Annotated in this window: 17 protein-coding genes; 15 read left to right on the top strand and 2 right to left on the bottom strand. The window is 70.9% G+C overall.

The window, feature by feature from the left end; translation table 11 throughout:
• Positions 1–136 precede the first annotated feature (136 nt).
• From OG266_RS37310 to OG266_RS37335, 6 genes are all read left to right on the top strand, one after another.
• Positions 137–460, top strand: coding sequence for an integration host factor (locus OG266_RS37310; RefSeq protein ID WP_266467637.1), 324 nt, complete (start codon positions 137–139; stop codon positions 458–460).
• Between the two features lie 37 nt (positions 461–497).
• The gene (gene gmk, locus OG266_RS37315) at positions 498–1,055 is read left to right on the top strand and encodes a guanylate kinase (protein ID WP_266467640.1); all 558 of its coding nucleotides are present in this window, start codon (positions 498–500) and stop codon (positions 1,053–1,055) included.
• Positions 1,056–1,091: 36 nt separating this feature from the next.
• On the top strand, positions 1,092–1,364 hold the full coding sequence (gene rpoZ, locus OG266_RS37320) for a DNA-directed RNA polymerase subunit omega (protein WP_003982715.1): 273 nt from the start codon (positions 1,092–1,094) through the stop codon (positions 1,362–1,364).
• Between the two features lie 93 nt (positions 1,365–1,457).
• Positions 1,458–2,660 carry a bifunctional phosphopantothenoylcysteine decarboxylase/phosphopantothenate--cysteine ligase CoaBC gene (coaBC, locus tag OG266_RS37325; RefSeq protein ID WP_371551124.1) on the top strand — a complete coding sequence of 401 codons (1,203 nt, stop codon included), beginning with the start codon at positions 1,458–1,460 and terminating at the stop codon, positions 2,658–2,660.
• A 290-nt stretch (positions 2,661–2,950) separates the two neighbouring features.
• Complete coding sequence (gene metK / locus OG266_RS37330) at positions 2,951–4,159, top strand: methionine adenosyltransferase (protein ID WP_266467645.1); 1,209 nt, start codon at positions 2,951–2,953, stop codon at positions 4,157–4,159.
• Between the two features lie 110 nt (positions 4,160–4,269).
• On the top strand, positions 4,270–6,417 hold the full coding sequence (locus OG266_RS37335) for a primosomal protein N' (RefSeq protein WP_371551127.1): 2,148 nt from the start codon (positions 4,270–4,272) through the stop codon (positions 6,415–6,417).
• Positions 6,418–6,487: 70 nt separating this feature from the next.
• Here OG266_RS37335 and OG266_RS37340 read toward each other — a convergent pair whose 3' ends face one another.
• Positions 6,488–7,036 (bottom strand): hypothetical protein, encoded by a 549-nt coding sequence (locus tag OG266_RS37340; RefSeq protein WP_266467650.1) that lies wholly within the window; start codon positions 7,034–7,036, stop codon positions 6,488–6,490.
• A gap of 315 nt (positions 7,037–7,351) precedes the next feature.
• Between OG266_RS37340 and fmt the strand changes: the two genes are divergently transcribed.
• A complete protein-coding gene (fmt, locus tag OG266_RS37345; RefSeq protein WP_266467653.1) occupies positions 7,352–8,284 on the top strand; it encodes a methionyl-tRNA formyltransferase in 933 nt (310 codons plus the stop codon).
• A 158-nt stretch (positions 8,285–8,442) separates the two neighbouring features.
• On the top strand, positions 8,443–9,867 hold the full coding sequence (locus tag OG266_RS37350; protein ID WP_266467656.1) for an RsmB/NOP family class I SAM-dependent RNA methyltransferase: 1,425 nt from the start codon (positions 8,443–8,445) through the stop codon (positions 9,865–9,867).
• 7 nt (positions 9,868–9,874) lie between these two features.
• On the opposite strand, the gene OG266_RS37355 is transcribed toward OG266_RS37350, so the two are convergent.
• Entirely contained in the window at positions 9,875–12,046 is a 2,172-nt protein-coding gene (locus OG266_RS37355) for an MMPL family transporter (protein ID WP_371551129.1), read from the bottom strand.
• 134 nt (positions 12,047–12,180) lie between these two features.
• On the opposite strand from OG266_RS37355, the gene rpe reads away from it, so the two are divergent.
• From rpe to OG266_RS37390, 7 genes are all read left to right on the top strand, one after another.
• Positions 12,181–12,867 (top strand): ribulose-phosphate 3-epimerase, encoded by a 687-nt coding sequence (gene rpe / locus OG266_RS37360; RefSeq protein WP_266824719.1) that lies wholly within the window; start codon positions 12,181–12,183, stop codon positions 12,865–12,867.
• A gap of 78 nt (positions 12,868–12,945) precedes the next feature.
• Complete coding sequence (locus tag OG266_RS37365; protein WP_266467664.1) at positions 12,946–13,989, top strand: sugar-binding transcriptional regulator; 1,044 nt, start codon at positions 12,946–12,948, stop codon at positions 13,987–13,989.
• A gap of 83 nt (positions 13,990–14,072) precedes the next feature.
• On the top strand, positions 14,073–14,501 hold the full coding sequence (locus OG266_RS37370; protein ID WP_371551132.1) for a ribonuclease domain-containing protein: 429 nt from the start codon (positions 14,073–14,075) through the stop codon (positions 14,499–14,501).
• Positions 14,498–14,923 (top strand): barstar family protein, encoded by a 426-nt coding sequence (locus tag OG266_RS37375; protein ID WP_266467669.1) that lies wholly within the window; start codon positions 14,498–14,500, stop codon positions 14,921–14,923. Before OG266_RS37370 ends, OG266_RS37375 begins: the two co-directional genes overlap by 4 nt.
• 170 nt (positions 14,924–15,093) lie before the next feature.
• Positions 15,094–16,536, top strand: coding sequence for a GuaB1 family IMP dehydrogenase-related protein (locus tag OG266_RS37380; RefSeq protein ID WP_266467672.1), 1,443 nt, complete (start codon positions 15,094–15,096; stop codon positions 16,534–16,536).
• A gap of 120 nt (positions 16,537–16,656) precedes the next feature.
• Positions 16,657–17,052 carry a hypothetical protein gene (locus OG266_RS37385; protein WP_371551134.1) on the top strand — a complete coding sequence of 132 codons (396 nt, stop codon included), beginning with the start codon at positions 16,657–16,659 and terminating at the stop codon, positions 17,050–17,052.
• Between the two features lie 318 nt (positions 17,053–17,370).
• Positions 17,371–18,837 (top strand): amino acid permease, encoded by a 1,467-nt coding sequence (locus tag OG266_RS37390; protein ID WP_329548781.1) that lies wholly within the window; start codon positions 17,371–17,373, stop codon positions 18,835–18,837.
• Positions 18,838–18,839: the final 2 nt, after the last annotated feature.

The following is an 18,839-nucleotide window of genomic DNA, read 5'->3' on the forward strand; positions in this document are numbered from 1 at the left end:
GTGGGGGCACCTCCCACGCTTTTTAAGGCAGTGGGGGAGAACGGGCAAGCGTGTTGCTCGTAGCTACCCAGGTGTGGGGCGACTAGGTTCCTCACCGGTCCGTATCCGACAGTTCGACATCCGAGGTGACGTAGGCGTGGCTCTTCCGCCCCTTACCCCTGAACAGCGCTCAGCCGCGCTCGAAAAGGCCGCCGCGGCTCGCCGGGAGCGGGCCGAGGTCAAGAATCGACTCAAGCACTCCGGCGCCTCCCTTCACGAGGTCATCAAGCAGGGCCAGGAGAACGACGTCATCGGCAAGATGAAGGTCTCCGCTCTCCTGGAGTCCCTGCCGGGCGTGGGCAAGGTCCGCGCCAAGCAGATCATGGAGCGACTCGGGATCTCCGAGAGCCGTCGTGTACGCGGCCTCGGCTCGAACCAGATCGCCTCCTTGGAGCGTGAGTTCGGCGGCTCCGGCGCCTGAGTCCTGGGCATACCGGGATTGCTGGAATAATCGCTGCATGAGTGAACGTCCGCGGCTGACCGTGCTCTCCGGCCCCTCAGGGGTCGGCAAGAGCACGGTCGTCGCTCATATGCGCAAGGAACACCCCGAGGTCTGGCTCTCGGTGTCGGCGACGACCCGCAGGCCGCGCCCCGGTGAGAAGCATGGAGTCCACTACTTCTTCGTCAGTGACGAGGAGATGGACAAGCTGATCGCCAACGGCGAGCTGCTCGAGTGGGCCGAATTCGCCGGCAACCGCTACGGGACGCCGCGTACGGCCGTCCTGGAGCACCTGGAGGCAGGTGTGCCGGTCCTCCTGGAGATCGACCTCCAGGGCGCCCGGCAGGTCCGCGAGTCCATGCCGGAGGCCCTGCTCGTGTTCCTGGCCCCTCCCTCCTGGGAGGAGCTGGTGCGCAGGCTCACCGGCCGGGGCACCGAGCCGCCCGAGGTGATCGAGCGCCGTCTGGAGGCCGCCAAGATCGAACTGGCGGCCGAGACCGAGTTCGATGTCACCCTTGTCAACACCTCCGTCGAGGATGTAGCACGTGAGCTGCTAGCCTTGATGGAAGTTGTTTGATCTTTCAGGTCTTTTTCCCTTTTCGGAAGGCAGAGCGTGTCCTCTTCCATCACCGCTCCCGAGGGCATCATCAACCCTCCGATCGACGAGCTCCTCGAGGCCACCGACTCGAAGTACAGCCTGGTGATCTACGCGGCCAAGCGTGCCCGTCAGATCAACGCGTACTACTCGCAGCTCGGTGAGGGTCTCCTTGAGTACGTCGGTCCCCTGGTGGACACCCACGTCCACGAGAAGCCGCTTTCTATCGCCCTGCGCGAGATCAACGCGGGCCTGCTGACGTCCGAGGCCGTTGAGGGCCCCGCTCAGTAGTCACTGATTCTCTTCATCCACAGGCCCGGCAGCGCGACTGTCGGGCCTGTGGTGTGTCATGGGGTTGAACGTTTTCGAGAGTGGGGAGGCCGGGTGGACAAGCCCAAGGTCGTACTGGGGGTCAGTGGCGGCATCGCCGCGTACAAGGCCTGTGAGCTGCTGCGTCGGCTGACCGAGTCCGGTCATGACGTACGCGTCGTACCGACCGAGTCGGCCCTGCACTTCGTCGGCGCCGCCACCTGGTCCGCGCTCTCCGGCCACCCCGTCTCCACCGAGGTCTGGTCGGACGTCCACGAGGTGCCCCACGTCCGCATCGGGCAGCACGCCGACCTCGTCGTCGTGGCCCCGGCGACGGCCGACATGCTCGCCAAGGCGGCCCACGGCATCGCCGACGACCTCCTCACGAACACCCTGCTCACCGCCCGCTGTCCGGTCGTCTTCGCGCCCGCCATGCACACCGAGATGTGGGAGCACCCGGCCACGCAGGAGAACGTGGCGACGCTGCGCCGCAGGGGTGCCGTCGTCATCGAGCCCGCCGTCGGGCGGCTGACCGGCGTCGACACCGGCAAGGGGCGGCTGCCCGAGCCCTCGGAGATCTACGAGGTGTGCCGCCGGGTGCTCGCGCGTGGCGTGGCCGAGCCGGATCTCGCCGGCCGTCATGTCGTCGTCAGCGCGGGCGGCACGCGCGAGCCGCTCGACCCCGTCCGCTTCCTCGGCAACCGCTCCTCCGGCAAGCAGGGGTACGCCCTTGCCCGTACGGCGGCCGCGCGGGGCGCCCGGGTCACGCTGATCGCCGCCAACACCGGACTGCCGGACCCGGCCGGTGTGGACGTCGTACAGGTCGGAACCGCACTTCAGCTGCGCGAGGCGGTACTGAAGGCGGCCCCGGACGCCGACGCGGTCGTCATGGCGGCGGCCGTGGCGGACTTCCGCCCGGCGGCGTACGCCTCAGGAAAGATCAAGAAGAAGGACGGCCAGGAGCCGGAGCCGATCGTGCTCGTCCGGAACCCGGACATCCTCGCCGAGATCTCGGCGGAGCGGTCCCGTCCCGGCCAGGTGGTGGTCGGTTTCGCCGCCGAGACGGACGACGTACTGGCCAACGGACGTACGAAACTCGAGCGCAAGGGCTGCGACCTCCTCGTGGTGAACGAGGTGGGGGAGCGCAAGACCTTCGGCGCCGAGGAGAACGAGGCCGTGGTGCTCGGGGCCGACGGCAGCGAGACCCCGGTGCCCTACGGGCCGAAGGAGGCGCTGGCGGACACCGTGTGGGATCTGGTGGTGCCCCGTCTCCGGTGAAAGTCGTATCCGCTGAAAGTCTCAGTCACGTGAAATCTCAGCCAATGGGGAACGTCCCAATTGCCTCAACAGGCCCCTCATGACGCGCAAAAACGGGCGTGGCGACCCTGGCGGAGACCGAGCGTCATAGCGGAGAATGCCCGTGCCGCAGGTCACAGCGCTTCCGAGAAGCGAGACAGGTGGGCCTGTAGGCGAGTGCGACCGATAAACTGTTCTCGGACGATGCCGGGCGCAGCCCCCGACCGTCCGCCAATGATCAGCCAGCAGCCGCTGCAACCTCAGGGAGCGTTGTGTCCCGTCGTCTGTTCACCTCGGAGTCTGTGACCGAGGGTCACCCCGACAAGATCGCTGACCAGATCAGCGACACCATTCTCGACGCGCTTCTGCGCGAGGACCCGCATTCCCGGGTCGCCGTGGAGACGCTGATCACGACCGGCCTGGTGCACGTGGCCGGAGAGGTCACCACCAAGGCGTACGCGCCGATCGCGCAGCTTGTGCGTGACAAGATCCTCGAGATCGGTTACGACTCCTCGAAGAAGGGCTTCGACGGCGCGTCCTGTGGCGTTTCGGTGTCCATCGGCTCGCAGTCGCCCGACATCGCGCAGGGCGTCGACACGGCGTACGAGAAGCGTGTCGAGGGCGACGAGGACGAGCTCGACAAGCAGGGCGCGGGCGACCAGGGCCTGATGTTCGGCTACGCCACGGACGAGACGCCGGCGCTGATGCCGCTCCCGATCCACCTCGCGCACCGCCTCGCGCGCCGCCTCTCCGAGGTCCGCAAGAACGGGACCATCCCGTACCTGCGCCCCGACGGCAAGACCCAGGTCACCATCGAGTACGACGGCGACAAGGCGGTCCGCCTGGACACCGTCGTCGTCTCCTCGCAGCACGCCTCGGACATCGACCTGGACTCGCTCCTGGCCCCCGACATCCGCGAGTTCGTGGTGGAGCCCGAGCTGAAGGCCCTCCTCGACGACGGCATCAAGCTGGAGACCGAGGGCTACCGCCTCCTGGTGAACCCGACCGGCCGCTTCGAGATCGGCGGCCCGATGGGCGACGCCGGCCTGACCGGCCGCAAGATCATCATCGACACGTACGGCGGCATGGCCCGCCACGGCGGCGGCGCCTTCTCGGGCAAGGACCCGTCCAAGGTCGACCGCTCCGCCGCGTACGCCATGCGCTGGGTCGCGAAGAACGTCGTCGCCGCGGGCCTCGCCACCCGCTGCGAGGTCCAGGTCGCCTACGCCATCGGCAAGGCCGAGCCCGTCGGCCTCTTCGTCGAGACCTTCGGCACCGCCAAGGTCGACGCCGAGAAGATCGAGACCGCCATCACCGAGGTCTTCGACCTCCGCCCGGCGGCCATCATCCGCGACCTCGACCTGCTCCGCCCGATCTACTCCCAGACCGCCGCGTACGGTCACTTCGGGCGCGAGCTGCCCGACTTCACGTGGGAGCGGACGGACCGCGTGGAGGCGCTGCGCAAGGCTGTTGGCCTGTAGAGCTGGTTGTACGGCGAGGCCCGGTGCCCTTTGGGGGTGCCGGGCCTCGGTGTTTCACCGCCGGTCCCGGGCGCCCGGCGCTGTCAGTGGGGTCTGGTAGGAATGTTGGTGTGAGCAGCGCGAATGGGGACGGCGAGGGTGGTGCGGAGGGTGCGCCGCCCGAGCAGCTTGCGCTGATTCGGGAGAGTGTGCGGAAGGCCGCGGCGCCCAAGGCGAAGCCACGGACATGGCGGGGGGCCGCGCTGGCGAAGGAGTTGCCGGTCGCGCGGGTGCTGGTCGACAAGGGTGTGCTGCATCTCGACCGGTACTTCGACTACGCCGTGCCCGAGGAGCTCGATGCGCAGGCGCAGCCCGGTGTGCGGGTGCGGGTGAGGTTCGGGGCCGGGCGGCATCGGGTGCGTGAGGGGCGCCGTGAGGGCGGGGGGCTGATCGACGGGTTTCTCATCGAGCGGCTTCCCGAGTCGGACTACTCCGGGCCGTTGGCCGCGCTGGCTCAAGTCGTCTCGCCCGAGCCGGTGTTGAGTGAGGAGTTGCTGGGGCTCACGCGCGCTGTCGCCGACCGGTACGCGGGCAGCCTCGCCGATGTGCTGCAGTTGGCCGTTCCGCCGCGCAATGCCCGGGCGGAGGGCAAGGATTCGCCCGCGCCGCTTCCGGTTCCTGCGGTGCCTGAGGTGGGGTCCTGGGCGCGGTACGGGCGGGGGGCGGCCTTTCTGGAGTCGCTCGCGGCGGGTGGGGCGCCGAGAGCTGTGTGGAACGCCTTGCCGGGGCCGGGCTGGGCCGAGGAGTTGGCGCGGGCGGTGGCGGCGACGCTCGCCTCCGGGCGGGGTGCGCTCGTGGTCGTACCCGACGGGCGGGCCGTCTCACGCGTGGACGCCGCGCTGACCTCGCTGCTGGGGGCGGGGCGGCATGCCGTGCTCACCGCGGAGGCCGGGCCGGAGAAGCGGTATCGGGAGTGGCTTGCCGTGCGGCGTGGGTCCGTACGGGCCGTCGTGGGGACCAGGGCCGCCATGTTCGCACCCGTGCGGGATCTGGGGCTCGTCGTCATCTGGGACGACGGGGACGGCAGCCACAGTGAGCCGCACGCGCCTCAGCCGCATGCGCGGGAGGTGCTCCTGCTGCGGGCCGCGCATGACAAGTGCGCCTTCCTGCTGGGGAGTTGGGGTTGCACGGTGGAGGCGGCGCAGCTCGTCGAGAGTGGTTGGGCGTTGCCGTTGGTCGCGGAGCGGGAGCAGGTGCGGGGGGTCGCGCCCTTGGTGCGGACCGTGGGGGACGGGGACCTCGCGCGGGACGAGGCTGCCCGGGCCGCGCGGTTGCCGACGCTTGCCTGGCAGGTGGTGAGGGAGGGGTTGCGGCACGGTCCTGTGCTGGTGCAGGTGCCTCGGCGGGGGTACGTGCCGCGGATGGCCTGTGCGCAGTGCCGGGCGGCCGCGCGGTGTCGGCACTGTGCGGGGCCGTTGGAGGCGCAGGACGCGGGGGCGCTGCGGTGTACGTGGTGCGGGCGGGACGAGGCCGCCTGGCACTGCCCCGAGTGCGGTGGGTTCCGGCTGCGGGCACAGATCGTGGGGGCCCGGCGGACCGCGGAGGAGCTGGGGCGGGCGTTTCCCGCCGTGCCCGTGCGGACGTCGGGGCGGGAGCAGGTGCTCGACACGGTGCCGGGGGCGCCCGCGCTCGTCGTGAGCACGCCGGGGGCCGAGCCCGTCGCCGACGGCGGGTACGCGGCCGCGCTGCTGCTCGACGGCTGGGCCATGCTCGGCCGGCCCGATCTGCGGGCCGGTGAGGAGGCGCTGCGGCGCTGGATCGGCGCGGCCTCGCTGGTGCGTCCGCAGGGTGCCGGAGGGACCGTGGTCGTCGTCGCCGAGCCGACGTTGCGGCCCGTGCAGGCGCTCGTACGGTGGGATCCCGTCGGGCATGCCGTACGCGAACTCACCGAGCGCGCCGAGCTCGGGTTTCCGCCGGTGTCGCGGATGGCGGCCGTGTCCGGTACGCCGGAGGCGCTGGCGGGGTTCCTCGCCGCGGCCGAACTGCCCCGTGATGCCGAGGTGTTGGGGCCCGTGCCGATGCATGTCACGGAGGCCGGGCGTCCTCGACGGACCGGAGGGCCGCCTCCCGGTGAGCACTGGGAGCGGGCCCTCGTCCGGGTGCCTCCCGGGAGCGGGGCAGCCCTTGCGGCGGCGTTGAAGGCCGCGCAGGCGGCGCGGATGGCTCGTGGGGGCAGCGAGCCCGTACGGATTCGGATCGATCCGCCGGACATCGGGTGAGACGTGCTGGGGCGTGAGCATGGAGCTGCCTCCCGGGACTGGCGGCGCCGGGAGGCAGAGGTGGGTCAGGTCAGCCGTTGCGCGGCCCCGGGAATGCGGTGGGCCTCACCTCGTCGCGGAGGGTGGGGCTGCCCGCCGTCGGCTGGGTGGGCATGGAGCGTGCGGCGGGGACCGTCGGTACCGGCACCGTGGGGATGCCGGTGTTGACGGCGACGGTCTGGCTGCCCACCGGCTCCGTGGCGCGCTCCGCCTCCGCGGCGGCCTGGGCGGTGGCGCGGCGGGCGCCGTAACGACGGTGCACCGCCTGCTTGGTGACCCCGAGGGCGGAGCCCACCGCGTCCCACGAGAAACCCAGTGAGCGGTCGAAGTCCACGGCGGCCGTGACCAGGGTCTCGACGCTGTCCCGCAGCTCCTGGGCGAGGCGGACGGTCGGGGCGGGGGCGCGTCCGTAGACGACGAAGCCCGCGGAGGGGCCCGAGCGGCGCGGGCGGTAGACGTTGCCCAGCTGGGCGGTGAGCGTGCGCAGTGCGTCCACCTGCCGGCGGACCCGCTCGATGTCCCGCACCAGCAAGTGCAGGCTGGCCCGAGCCTGGGCGTCGTGGGTTGCGTGGTCGGCCATGAACAAGCCTCTCGAACCGGCGTTGAAAAGGATCGGGCCGCGATTGCGGCCCGTTGTGGTCAACTCTTTCTTGACCAACGCGTTTAAGGGTGAGTGGTCACGCTGCGGGGGCGTAAGGGCATATGCACGGGGCGCGTCGTGGGGCGTACGCCCCCGGTGGAGTGTTGACGCGAGGCGGGGGTTTTTGCGTCGTGGGGCGCCCCCGCGCCCCCAACCCCCCGCCCCGCATAGACTGGTGCGCTGCCCCGCACCCCGCCGCTCCCGGCGTGCGCGCGGGGTCTGAAGCGCTCCCGTCCGAGAGGTCAACCGCCACCCATGAAGCTCGTCTTCGCAGGTACCCCCGAGGTCGCCGTTCCCGCTCTGGACGCCCTGATCGCCTCCGGGCGACACGAGGTGGCCGCGGTCGTCACGCGGCCCGACGCGCCAGCCGGGCGGGGGCGACACCTCGTCGCGAGCCCGGTCGCGCAGCGGGCGGAGGAGGCCGGGATCGAGGTGCTGAAGCCGGTGAAGCCGCGGGACGAGGAGTTCCTGGCGCGGCTGCGGGAGATCGCGCCCGACTGCTGTCCTGTGGTCGCGTACGGCGCGCTGCTGCCCCGGGTCGCGCTGGACATCCCCGCCCACGGGTGGGTCAACCTGCACTTCTCGCTGCTGCCCGCCTGGCGCGGAGCGGCGCCCGTGCAGCACTCGATCATGGCGGGGGACGAGATCACGGGCGCCTCCACCTTCCTCATCGAGGAGGGGCTCGACTCCGGACCCGTCTACGGGACCGTCACCGAGGAGATCCGCCCCACCGACACCAGTGGGGACCTGCTCACCCGGCTCGCCTTCGCCGGTTCCGGGCTGCTCTCCGCGACCATGGACGGGATCGAGGACGGCAGCCTGAAGGCCGTGCCGCAGCCCGCCGACGGTGTCACCCTGGCCCCGAAGATCACCGTCGAGGACGCCCACGTCGACTGGTCCGCCCCGGCGCTGCGCGTCGACCGGGTGGTGCGCGGGTGCACCCCGGCGCCCGGTTCCTGGACCGTCTTCAGGGGCGAGCGGCTCAAGCTCATCCACGTCGCCCCGGCGACCGACCGCACCGACCTCACCCCGGGCGAGCTGGGCGTGGGCAAGAACAACGTGCACGTGGGGACCGGTTCGCACGCCGTCGAGCTGCTGTGGGTCCAGGCCCAGGGCAAGAAGCCGATGCGCGCCGCGGACTGGGCGCGCGGCGTGCGCATCACCTCCGGGGAGCGGCTCGGGGCCTGACCCGGCTCGGGCCGCACCATTGAGTCTGGCCCCACCATTGAGGCGGACCGCACCATCGAGTCGGGCTGGACACGGCCCGCGCCACTGTCGAGCCCGAGGTCGGCCCCGCGGCGTACGCTGATAGACGCACCTTTTCCCGGATCCGGAGCACCTTTTTCGTGAGTGAGCAGTCCCGTCGGCCGAGCAAGCCCGGCAAGCCCTACCGCCGCCCCCAGAAGGACCCCGTCCGCATGCTCGCCTTCGAGGCGCTGCGGGCCGTGGACGAGCGGGACGCGTACGCGAACCTCGTGCTGCCCCCGCTGCTGCGGAAGGCGCGCGAGAAGGGCGACTTCGACGGACGGGACGCGGCCCTTGCGACCGAGCTGGTGTACGGGACGCTGCGCAGGCAGGGGACGTACGACGCGGTCATCGCCGCGTGTGTCGACCGGCCGCTGCGCGAGGTCGACCCGCCGGTGCTCGATGTGCTGAGCCTGGGTGTCCATCAGCTGCTCGGCACCCGCATCCCGACGCACGCCGCGGTCTCCGCATCCGTCGAACTCGCCCGTGTGGTGCTCGGCGACGGGCGGGCCAAGTTCGTCAACGCCGTACTGCGGAAGGTCTCGCAGCACGATCTCGAGGCATGGATCGAGAAGGTCGCGCCCCCGTACGACGACGACCCCGAGGAGAATCTCGCCGTCGTGCACTCGCACCCGCGCTGGGTCGTCTCGGCGCTCTGGGACGCGCTGGGCGGCGGCCGCGCAGGGATCGAGGATCTGCTCGAAGCCGACAACGAGCGGCCCGAGGTGACCCTCGTAGCCCGGCCCGGCCGGTCCACCGCCGGTGAACTCCTCGACGTGCTCGGCGAGGAGTCCGCGCTGCCGGGCCGCTGGTCGCCGTACGCCGTGCGGCTCAGCGAGGGCGGCGAACCGGGTGCCATCGACGCCGTACGGGAAGGCCGTGCCGGCGTTCAGGACGAGGGCAGCCAGCTTGTCGCGATCGCTCTGGCGAACGCGCCGCTCGACGGGCCCGACAAGGCATGGCTGGACGGGTGCGCCGGTCCCGGTGGCAAGGCCGCCATGCTGGCCGGGCTCGCCGCCGAGCGCGGTGCTCTGCTGCTCGCCTCCGAGAAGCTGCCGCACCGGGCCGGTCTTGTGGCGAAGGCGCTCGCCGGGAACCCCGGGCCGTACCAGGTCATCGCCGCCGACGGGACCCGTCCGCCGTGGCGGTCCGGCACCTTCGACCGTGTGCTCATGGACGTGCCCTGCACCGGGCTCGGCGCCCTGCGCCGCCGTCCCGAGGCCCGCTGGCGGCGCCGTCCCCAGGACCTGGAGGGCTTCGCGCCGCTCCAGCGCGGGCTGCTGCGCACGGCGCTCGACTCCGTGCGCGTCGGCGGCGTCGTCGGCTACGCGACCTGCTCTCCGCACCTCGCCGAGACCCGCGCCGTGGTCGACGACGTGGTCAAGCAGCACGCCGCCGAGCTCATCGACGCCCGCCCCCTCCTGCCCGGCGTACCGGCCCTGGGCGACGGCCCCGACGTACAGCTGTGGCCGCATCTGCACGGGACGGACGCCATGTATCTGGCGCTCATCCGCAGGACCGGATGACCTCGGGCTAGTCCGGCCGCGAGGCCGGTTCCGGAGCCTGTGACGGAGCCACTGCGGGCGGCGGCTCTCCGCCGTCCTCGTGTGCCAGTCGGTGCGGCCACCAGATCTTCGGTCCCACATCCAGGAACAGGGCTGTGACCAGCACCGAACGCACGATGAACGTGTCGAGCAGGACGCCGAGCGCCACCGTGAAGCCGAGCTCCGCGAAGGCCACCATCGGCAGTGTGGCCAGCGCGGCGAAGGTGCCCGCGAGGACCAGGCCGGCCGAGGTGATGACCGCGCCGGTCGCGGTCAGGCCTGTCACCACGCCCTTGCGGGTGCCCTGGTGGCCCGCCTCCTCGCGGATGCGCGTGGTCAGGAAGATGTTGTAGTCGATGCCCAGGGCGACCAGGAAGACGAAGACGAAGAGTGGGAAGTCCGTCGACTCGCCCGCGTAGTCGAAGGCGTACCTGAACGCCAGGGCGCTGATGCCGAGCGCTGCCGCGAAGGACAGCACCACCGTCCCGATGAGTATCAGCGGCGCGATCAGGGCGCGCAGCAGCCCGCCCAGGATCAGCAGGACCACGACCAGCACCAGCGGGATGATCAGGATGTTGTCGTGGGTCGTCGCCTTGTCCATGTCGAGCAGGGACGCGGTGCCGCCGCCCACCTGGGCGTCGGCGTCGGGGACCGCGTGGACGGCGTCCCGGACCCGCTCCACCGTCTGTTTCGCGGCCTCGCTGTCCGCGGGGGCCGTCATGGTCGCCTCGAACAGGACCTTGCCCTCGAACTCGGGTTTCGTCCCGGGTGGCAGGCCGAGCGAGTCCGGTACGACACCGGAGGTGGCCGCGACCGCCTGGCCGACCTCCTCGGCCTGGGCACGGTTGCTGACGATGACGAGCGGATCGCCGCTGCCCGCGGGGAAGTAGCGCGCGGACACCTCCTGGCCGACGATCGAGTCGGGTTTGCCGGTGAAGGCGTCGGCGTTGCTGATGCCCTCGGCGCGCAGCTGGATCAGGCCCAGCGAGAGCAGCGCGAGCGCCGCCGCCGTGACGCCCCAGATCATCCGCGGGCGGCGGGCGATACGGCCGCCCATGCGTGCCCAGAGGCCGCGCTCGGTCGGGTCGGCGGAACCGAAGTGCGGGATCACCGGCCAGAAGATCCAGCGGCCGAAGATCACCAGGAGGGCCGGGAACAGCGTGATCATCGCGGCCAGCGCGACCGCGACGCCGATGGCCGCGACCGGGCCGAGGCCGCGCGTCGAGTTCATCTCGGCGGCCAGCAGCACCAGCATGCTCAGGACGACGGTGGCGCCGGAGGCCAGTACCGCCGGGCCCGCGCGGTGCAGGGCCAGCGCCATGGCCTCGTGGCGGTCCTCGTGGCGGCGCAGTTCCTCCCGGTAGCGGGCGACCAGGAGCAGGGCATAGTCGGTCCCCGCGCCGAAGACGAGCACTGTGAGGATGCCCGCGCTCTGGCCGTTGACCGTCAGGCCCGCGTGCTCGGCGAGGAAGTAGATCAGCGCCTGCGCGGTGAGCAGCGCGGCGATCACACCGATCAGGGGGACGATGATCAGGGTGGGGCTGCGATAGGTGACCAGCAGCATGATGATGACGACGCCCAGCGCCGAGAGCAGCAGTGTGGAGTCGATGCCCTCGAAGGCCTTGGAGAAGTCCGCGGACGTACCGCCCGGGCCCGTGATGTGCACGGCGAGCCCCTCGCCGCCCTTGCCGGTCACCTCACGGATCGAGTCGACGGCGGGCGAGATCTCCTCCCAGCCCTTCTCGTCCATCGTGATGGGGACGAGGATCTGGGCGGCGCGCGGGTCGGTGGCCCGGTCGTAGACCGGTCCCCGGGTCTCCGAACCGCGGATGCCGTGCGCGGTCAGCTGCTTGATCTGGGCCGCATCCTCGGTGATCTGACTACGGTCCTGTGCCGTGAGGCCCCCGTCGCGGGCGTACACGACGACCGCGGGGATCTGTTCCGGCCTGAAGTCCTCGGAGATCTGGAGAACTTGGGTGGATTCGGCGGAGCCGGGCAGCCAGGAGGCCGCGTCGTTGTCCTGGGCGTCGGTGAGTTTCTGGGCGAACGGTGCCGTGAGAACCAGCAGCACGAGCCACAGTCCCACCACCGCCCACTTGCTGCGCTTACCGCAGACAAGCCAGGCGATACCGCGCCGTTGCTTCCCCTGTGGGTCCGTCATGGCCACCCCCGTAGCCGTTCTTGGAGCCGGTGGGCCGCCCAGCATGGCATGTTGCGCCGTGGCACAACATCCGCAGAACGGCCTAGGTCTGGACCGAGGATCGCAACCGGCCTGGGGCATGGCAGTCTTGGGGCATGGCCGTGCAGATCAACCCCAGCATCCTGTCCGCCGACTTCGCCCGTCTTGCCGAGGAGGCAAAGGCGGTGGAAGGGGCCGACTGGCTCCACGTCGACGTCATGGACAACCATTTCGTACCGAACCTCACGCTTGGTGTGCCGGTCGTAGAGTCCCTGGCCCGTGCGACGGACACGCCGCTGGACTGCCACCTGATGATCGAGGACGCCGATCGGTGGGCGCCCCAGTACGTAGAAGCGGGTGCTGGTTCCGTCACCTTCCATGTGGAGGCGGCCGCCGCGCCGGTGCGGCTCGCCCGCGAAATCCGGGCCAAGGGTGCCCGTGCCTCCATGGCGCTCAAGCCCGCGACCCCGATCGAGCCGTACGAGGATCTGCTTCCCGAGCTCGACATGCTGCTGATCATGACGGTCGAGCCCGGATTCGGCGGCCAGGCCTTCCTCGACATCATGCTCCCGAAGATCCGGCGCACTCGCGAGTTGATCAGCAAGCACGGTCTTGAACTCTGGCTTCAGGTCGACGGCGGAGTTTCGGCGTCGACGATCGAGCGGTGCGCGGAGGCGGGAGCCGACGTTTTCGTCGCCGGATCGGCGGTGTACGGGGCATCCGACCCGGCCCAGGCGGTACGTGCATTGCGCACGCAGGCTCAGGACGCGACGGCCCAGGCGTCATGGGCGTGCGACCACTGACCGAAGGGAACGTGAACGCCGCCCATCTGGGCTGATCAAGTACGCCGAATCTGCGAGGATGAACGGCGAATCCAGAGTGTGAACAGCAGTGAGGAGATCGCCGTGTCGGGTATGTCGGCGGGCCGGTCAGCCATGCGGATGGGACCCGCAGAGCTGGTGCAGGCGGCGGCCATGGCCCGCCGCTTCTACCTCGAGGGCAAATCCAAGATCCAGATCGCCGAGGAGTTCGGCGTCAGCCGCTTCAAGGTGGCCCGGGTCCTGGAAACCGCTCTCGAACGGGATCTCGTAAGGATCGAGATCCGCGTCCCCGCAGAACTGGACGCGGAGCGCTCGGACGCGCTGCGCGCCCGGTACGGACTGAGGCACGCGGTCGTGGTGGAGTCCCCGGCCGAGGCCCAGGAGTCGCCGGACCCCGAGAACCTCGGCGAGGTCGCCGCGGACCTGCTCGGTGAGCTGGTCAACGAGGGCGATGTGCTCGGCCTCGCCTGGGGCCGCTCCACCATCCACATGGCGGCGGCGCTCGACCGGCTCCCGCCGTGCACGGTGGTGCAGCTGACGGGGGTGTACGACGCCGGGACCGCCGAACGCGGTTCGGTGGAGGCCGTACGGCGTGCGGCCCAGGTGTCGGGTGGCGACGCCCACCCGATCTACGCGCCGATGCTGCTGCCCGACGCGGCCACCGCGGCCGCGCTGCGCAACCAGACCGGGATCGCCCGCGCCTTCGAGTACTTCGACAAGGTGACGGTCGCCTGCGTGTCCATCGGCTCCTGGGAAGCGGGCATCTCGACGGTGCACGACATGCTCACCGAGGAGGAGCGCGCCCACTACGCCACCCTCGGTGTCGCCGCGGAGATGTCCGCGCACCTCTTCGACACCGAGGGCCGCCGGGTCGGACGTGACCTGGGCGAGCGCTGCATCACCGTCGAGGCGGACCGGCTGCGCCGCATCCCCGAGGTCGTCGCGATCGCGGGCGGTCAGCGCAAGGGCGCCGCCATCGACGCGGTGCTGCGGTCCGGGCTCGTCACCAGCCTGGTGACGGACACCTCCGCCGCGGACTATCTGATGACGGCGGGCACGACACCGCGTCCGGCGCTGAACCGGGCGGATCCGGACGGGCCCTGAGGGGTCGAGTCGGGCGGATCCCGACGATTGCTGAGAGTTCGTACGACGCGCCGCGTGGGGGCGGCCGTGGCAGCATCGACGTCATGTTGCCGCGGTTCGTCCCCCGTCTGCTTGCCGGGCTGGTTCTCTGCCTCGGTGTGCTGCTCACGGGCTGCGCGTCCACCGACAGCGGTACGTCGCCCACCGTCACCAGTACCGTCCTCGCGGATGTGCCGACCCCGTCCTGGGCCGGGGACCTGCCCACGGTGGCCGCGTCCCGGCTTCCCGCCGAGGCCCGCGCCACCCTCGCGCTCATCGACGCGGGCGGCCCCTTCCCGTACGCCAAGGACGGCGCCGTCTTCGGCAACTTCGAGCGGGAGCTGCCGCAGCACCAGCGCGGCTACTACCACGAATACACGGTCAAAACCCCCGGCGAGAGTGATCGGGGAGCCCGTCGCATTGTCACCGGGCAGGGCGGCGAGATCTACTACACCGATGATCACTACAAGTCGTTCAGGGCGGTGCTGAGATGACGCACGACCCGCTCGCGCCGGTGCTCGAAGGAAGCGCGTCCGCCGGTGTCCTCTCCTGGCCCGCCCAGCTGCCCGTGGAGTCCGCGCTCGAAGCCGCGCGCAAGGCGGGCTGGGAGACCGCGGTCCTGGACCTCGCGGGCGTCACGGACAAGGCCGGGCTCATGACGGCGTGCGCCACCGCGCTGCGCCTGCCGGACTGGTTCGGCGCCAACTGGGACGCCCTCGCCGACTGCCTCGGCGACCTCGAGTGGTGGCCAGCCCAACAAGGCCGGCTGATCCTCGTACAGGGCTGGCAGGAGTACGCGGCCCTCTCGCCCGCGGACTGGCGCCTCCTTCAGGAGATCTTCGCCGACGCGGCGGCGCACTGGCGGGGCACGGGCACCCCGCTGGCCGTGGTGATGGTACTGGCCGAGTCCCGCTAGCGGGCGGTCATCAGGCGCGGTGTCGGAGGATGCCACAAGCCGTGAGCACGCCTGTCTGGAGGATCGGCCCGGGCAGTGCATACACGGCGACATGGGACAATGAAGTACGTGCTCTTCCCCCTGGCTGACCTGTCCGGGGGCCACCTCTGATCGACCGGGATGTGCAGCACGTGCGTTTCCTCAATGACATCCAGCCCCCGTACGACCTGACGTACGACGACGTCTTCATGGTGCCCAGCCGCTCCGCGGTCGGCTCGCGTCAGGGTGTGGACCTCGCTTCCCCCGACGGCTCGGGCACCACGATCCCGCTGGTCGTCGCCAACATGACGGCGATCGCGGGCCGCCGGATGGCCGAGACCGTCGCCCGCCGCGGCGGGCTCGTGGTCATCCCGCAGGACATCCCGATCGAGGTCATCACCGAGGTCGTCTCCTGGGTCAAGGGGCGCCACCTGGTGCTCGACACCCCGATCATCCTCGCCCCCCACCAGACGGTCGCCGACGCGCTGGCGCTGCTGCCCAAGCGCGCGCACAACGCGGGCGTCGTCGTGGACGAGGACGGCCGCCCCGTCGGCGTGGTCACCGACGCCGACCTCACCGGCGTAGACCGCTTCACGCAGCTGTCCGAGGTCATGTCCAAGGACCTGCTGCTCCTCGACGCGGACATCGAGCCGCGCGAGGCCTTCAACAAGCTGGACCACGCCAACCGTCGCTACGCCCCCGCCGTCGACAAGGACGGCAGGCTCGCGGGCATCCTGACCCGCAAGGGCGCCCTGCGCGCCACCCTGTACACGCCAGCCACCGACGCGAACGGCCGGCTGCGCATCGCCGCCGCCGTCGGCATCAACGGCGATGTCGCGGGCAAGGCCAAGCAGCTCCTCGACGCGGGCGTCGACACGCTGGTCATCGACACGGCGCACGGCCACCAGGAGTCGATGATCAGCGCCATCAGGACGGTGCGCGCGCTCGACCCGCAGGTGCCGATCGCGGCGGGCAACATCGTCGCCGCGGAAGGCGTCCGCGACCTGATCGAGGCGGGCGCGGACATCATCAAGGTCGGTGTCGGCCCCGGCGCCATGTGCACCACCCGCATGATGACCGGCGTCGGCCGGCCGCAGTTCTCGGCGGTGAAGGAGTGCGCCGCCGAGGCGAAGAAGTACGGCAAGCACGTGTGGGCCGACGGTGGTGTACGGCACCCGCGCGACGTCGCGATGGCGCTGGCCGCGGGCGCGTCCAACGTCATGATCGGCTCGTGGTTCGCGGGTACGTACGAGTCCCCGGGCGACCTTCAGCAGGACGCGAACGGGCGCCTGTACAAGGAGTCGTTCGGTATGGCGTCCGCCCGCGCGGTCAAGAACCGCACGAGCGAGGAGTCGGCGTACGACCGTGCCCGCAAGGCCCTGTTCGAGGAGGGCATCTCCACCTCGCGGATGTTCCTCGACCCGTCCCGTCCGGGCGTCGAGGACCTGATCGACTCGATCATCGCGGGCGTCCGTTCCTCCTGCACCTACGCGGGTGCCAACTCGCTCGAGGAGTTCGCCGAGAAGGCGATCGTGGGCATCCAGAGCGCGGCCGGCTACGCCGAGGGCAAGCCGCTGCACGCCAGCTGGAGCTGACGGCGGCTTTCCCCGTTCTCGTACGGCCCCCGTGGTGTGACCACGGGGGCCGTCGGCGTGCGGCTGCCCTGCTCGTCAGGCCATCTTGACGTCAAGCTCGCTTGACGCAACGCTGAGGGCATGACGACACCACAGAGCATCGAGCCGCAGCACACCCTGCTGACCGCCGTGGCCCGCCTCGACGAGCTGCGCGTGCGGGAGTCGCTCGCCGGGGCCGGGAGCGACGCCGAGGCGCTCGACCGGGCCGGGCTTCTCGAAGCCCTCGCGCTGAGCGAGGTGGTGGCCCGCAAGGCGGCATACGGGCGTCAGCTCACCGTCCGTGCGGCCCGCGAGGCGGGCGCCTCCTGGTCCCAGATCGGCGCGGCGCTCGGCACCAGCAAGCAGGCCGCCTGGGAGGCGCACACCCGCTGGATCGACGCGCAGGCGGAGGCGTTCGGGCGGCCCGGGCAGATGGGCTTCGACGAGGACGACGTGGCGCGGGCGCGGGCCGTCGCGGGGGCTCCGGAGGAGGGCTGACCGCGAGGCGTCGGAGGAGGGCCGGAGGACGGCTGACCCGGCTCTCGCCCACCGGCTCGCGGGGCCGCCTACGGCTCCTGAAAGAGGCCCCGCGCAACCATCGAAAGGCCCCGCGCAACGATCATGCGCCGAGCCGCGATGAACGCAACGATCTTGCGGAGGCGCGCAAGGTTGCTGCATTACGCCCGCGAAGCCCGGACTCATAGGGTCAATCGCTGTACTTAGTGTGGCGGGGACTCCGCTCGGCGGGTCCCTGCTGTCAGGGGTGCCGCCGGTCTCCGCCTTTTCCGACCGGCAGCGATGAAGGAGCCAACCCGCGTGCTCGACCAAGGCGCACCCCCGCAGTCCCGCACCTCGCCCGCCCCGCCGTCCCCGGGCATCGGCGCGCGCCTCATGCGCCGCAAGCCCGTGGAACGCCTGGTCGCCGAGGGTGGCCAGGGCGAGGGAGGCTCGCTCCGGCGCTCCCTCGGACTGTGGCAGCTGACGATGATCAGCATCGGCGCCACCCTGGGCACCGGCATCTTCGTCGTCCTCGGCGAGGCCGTCCCGAAGGCCGGCCCCGCAGTCACCCTCTCCTTCGTGATCGCCGGCCTCACGGCGCTGTTCTCCGCCCTCTCGTACGCCGAGCTGGCGGGCACCATCCCGGTCGCCGGGTCCTCGTACTCGTACGCGTACGCAACGATGGGCGAGCTGATCGCCTGGATCTGCGGCTGGTGTCTGGTTCTGGAGTACGGCGTCTCGGTCGCCGCCGTGGCCGTCGGCTGGGGCGAGTACCTCAACGAGCTGCTCGACGGGACCATCGGCGTCACCATCCCCGACGCGCTCTCCGCGCCGCCCGGCGACGGGGGCATCTTCAACCTGCCCGCGCTGATCGTGGTCCTGCTCGCGATGGCGTTCCTGCTCGGCGGCGCCCGTGAGTCGGCCCGCGCCAACACGATCATGGTCGTGGTGAAGATCGCCGCGCTGCTGCTGTTCTGCGCGATCGGCATCCAGGGCTTCCGCTCCGGCAACTACGAGAACTTCATGCCGCTCGGCATGGCGGGCGTCAGCGCCGCCGGGGCCACGCTCTTCTTCTCGTACATCGGCTTCGACGCCGCCTCCACGGCCGGCGAGGAGGCGACGAACGCGCAGCGCGACCTGCCGCGCGCCATCATGCTCTCGCTGATCATCGTCACGGCGCTGTACGTCCTCGTCGCGGCCGTCGCTGTCGGCGCGATGCCCTGGCAGCGGTTCACCGACTCGGAGGCGGCGCTCTCCGGGATCATGGAGGACGTCACGGGCGACGCCTTCTGGGGCACGCTGCTCGCCGCCGGTGCCGTCATCGCCATCGCCAGCGTCGTCCTGACCGTGCTCTACGGCCAGACCCGCATCCTCTTCGCCATGTCCCGCGACGGGCTCGTGCCCAAGGTGTTCTCGCGCGTTCACCCGAAGAGCGGTGTGCCCCGTGCCAACACCCTCATCGTGTCGGTTTTCTGCGGAGTGCTCGCCGCCGCGATCCCGCTCGGCCAGCTCGCCGACGCCACCAGCATCGGCACGCTCTTCGCCTTCGCGCTGGTCAACATCGCGGTCGTGGTGCTGCGCCGGACCCGTCCCGAGATGCCCCGAACGTTCCGGGTGCCGCTGTCGCCGGTGCTGCCCGCCCTCGGCTTCGCCTTCTGCGTCTGGATGATGGGCAGCCTCGACACCGTCACCTGGGTGGTCTTCGGGGTCTGGATGGCCGTGGGGCTCGTGTTCTACTTCAGTTACGGCTACCGCCGGTCCCGTATCGCCACCGTAGAGAAGTGAAC

This window comes from Streptomyces sp. NBC_00554 (assembly GCF_041431135.1).
Lineage (GTDB): Bacteria > Actinomycetota > Actinomycetes > Streptomycetales > Streptomycetaceae > Streptomyces.

Coding starts and splice junctions, on each gene's coding strand:
- gmk (WP_266467640.1), top strand. CDS start 498: ATGAGTGAACGTCCGCGGCTGACCGTGCTCTCCGGCCCCTCAGGGGTC.
- OG266_RS37340 (WP_266467650.1), bottom strand. CDS start 7,036: ATGGCCGACCACGCAACCCACGACGCCCAGGCTCGGGCCAGCCTGCAC.
- fmt (WP_266467653.1), top strand. CDS start 7,352: ATGAAGCTCGTCTTCGCAGGTACCCCCGAGGTCGCCGTTCCCGCTCTG.
- OG266_RS37355 (WP_371551129.1), bottom strand. CDS start 12,046: ATGACGGACCCACAGGGGAAGCAACGGCGCGGTATCGCCTGGCTTGTC.
- rpe (WP_266824719.1), top strand. CDS start 12,181: ATGGCCGTGCAGATCAACCCCAGCATCCTGTCCGCCGACTTCGCCCGT.
- OG266_RS37370 (WP_371551132.1), top strand. CDS start 14,073: ATGTTGCCGCGGTTCGTCCCCCGTCTGCTTGCCGGGCTGGTTCTCTGC.
- OG266_RS37375 (WP_266467669.1), top strand. CDS start 14,498: ATGACGCACGACCCGCTCGCGCCGGTGCTCGAAGGAAGCGCGTCCGCC.
- OG266_RS37385 (WP_371551134.1), top strand. CDS start 16,657: ATGACGACACCACAGAGCATCGAGCCGCAGCACACCCTGCTGACCGCC.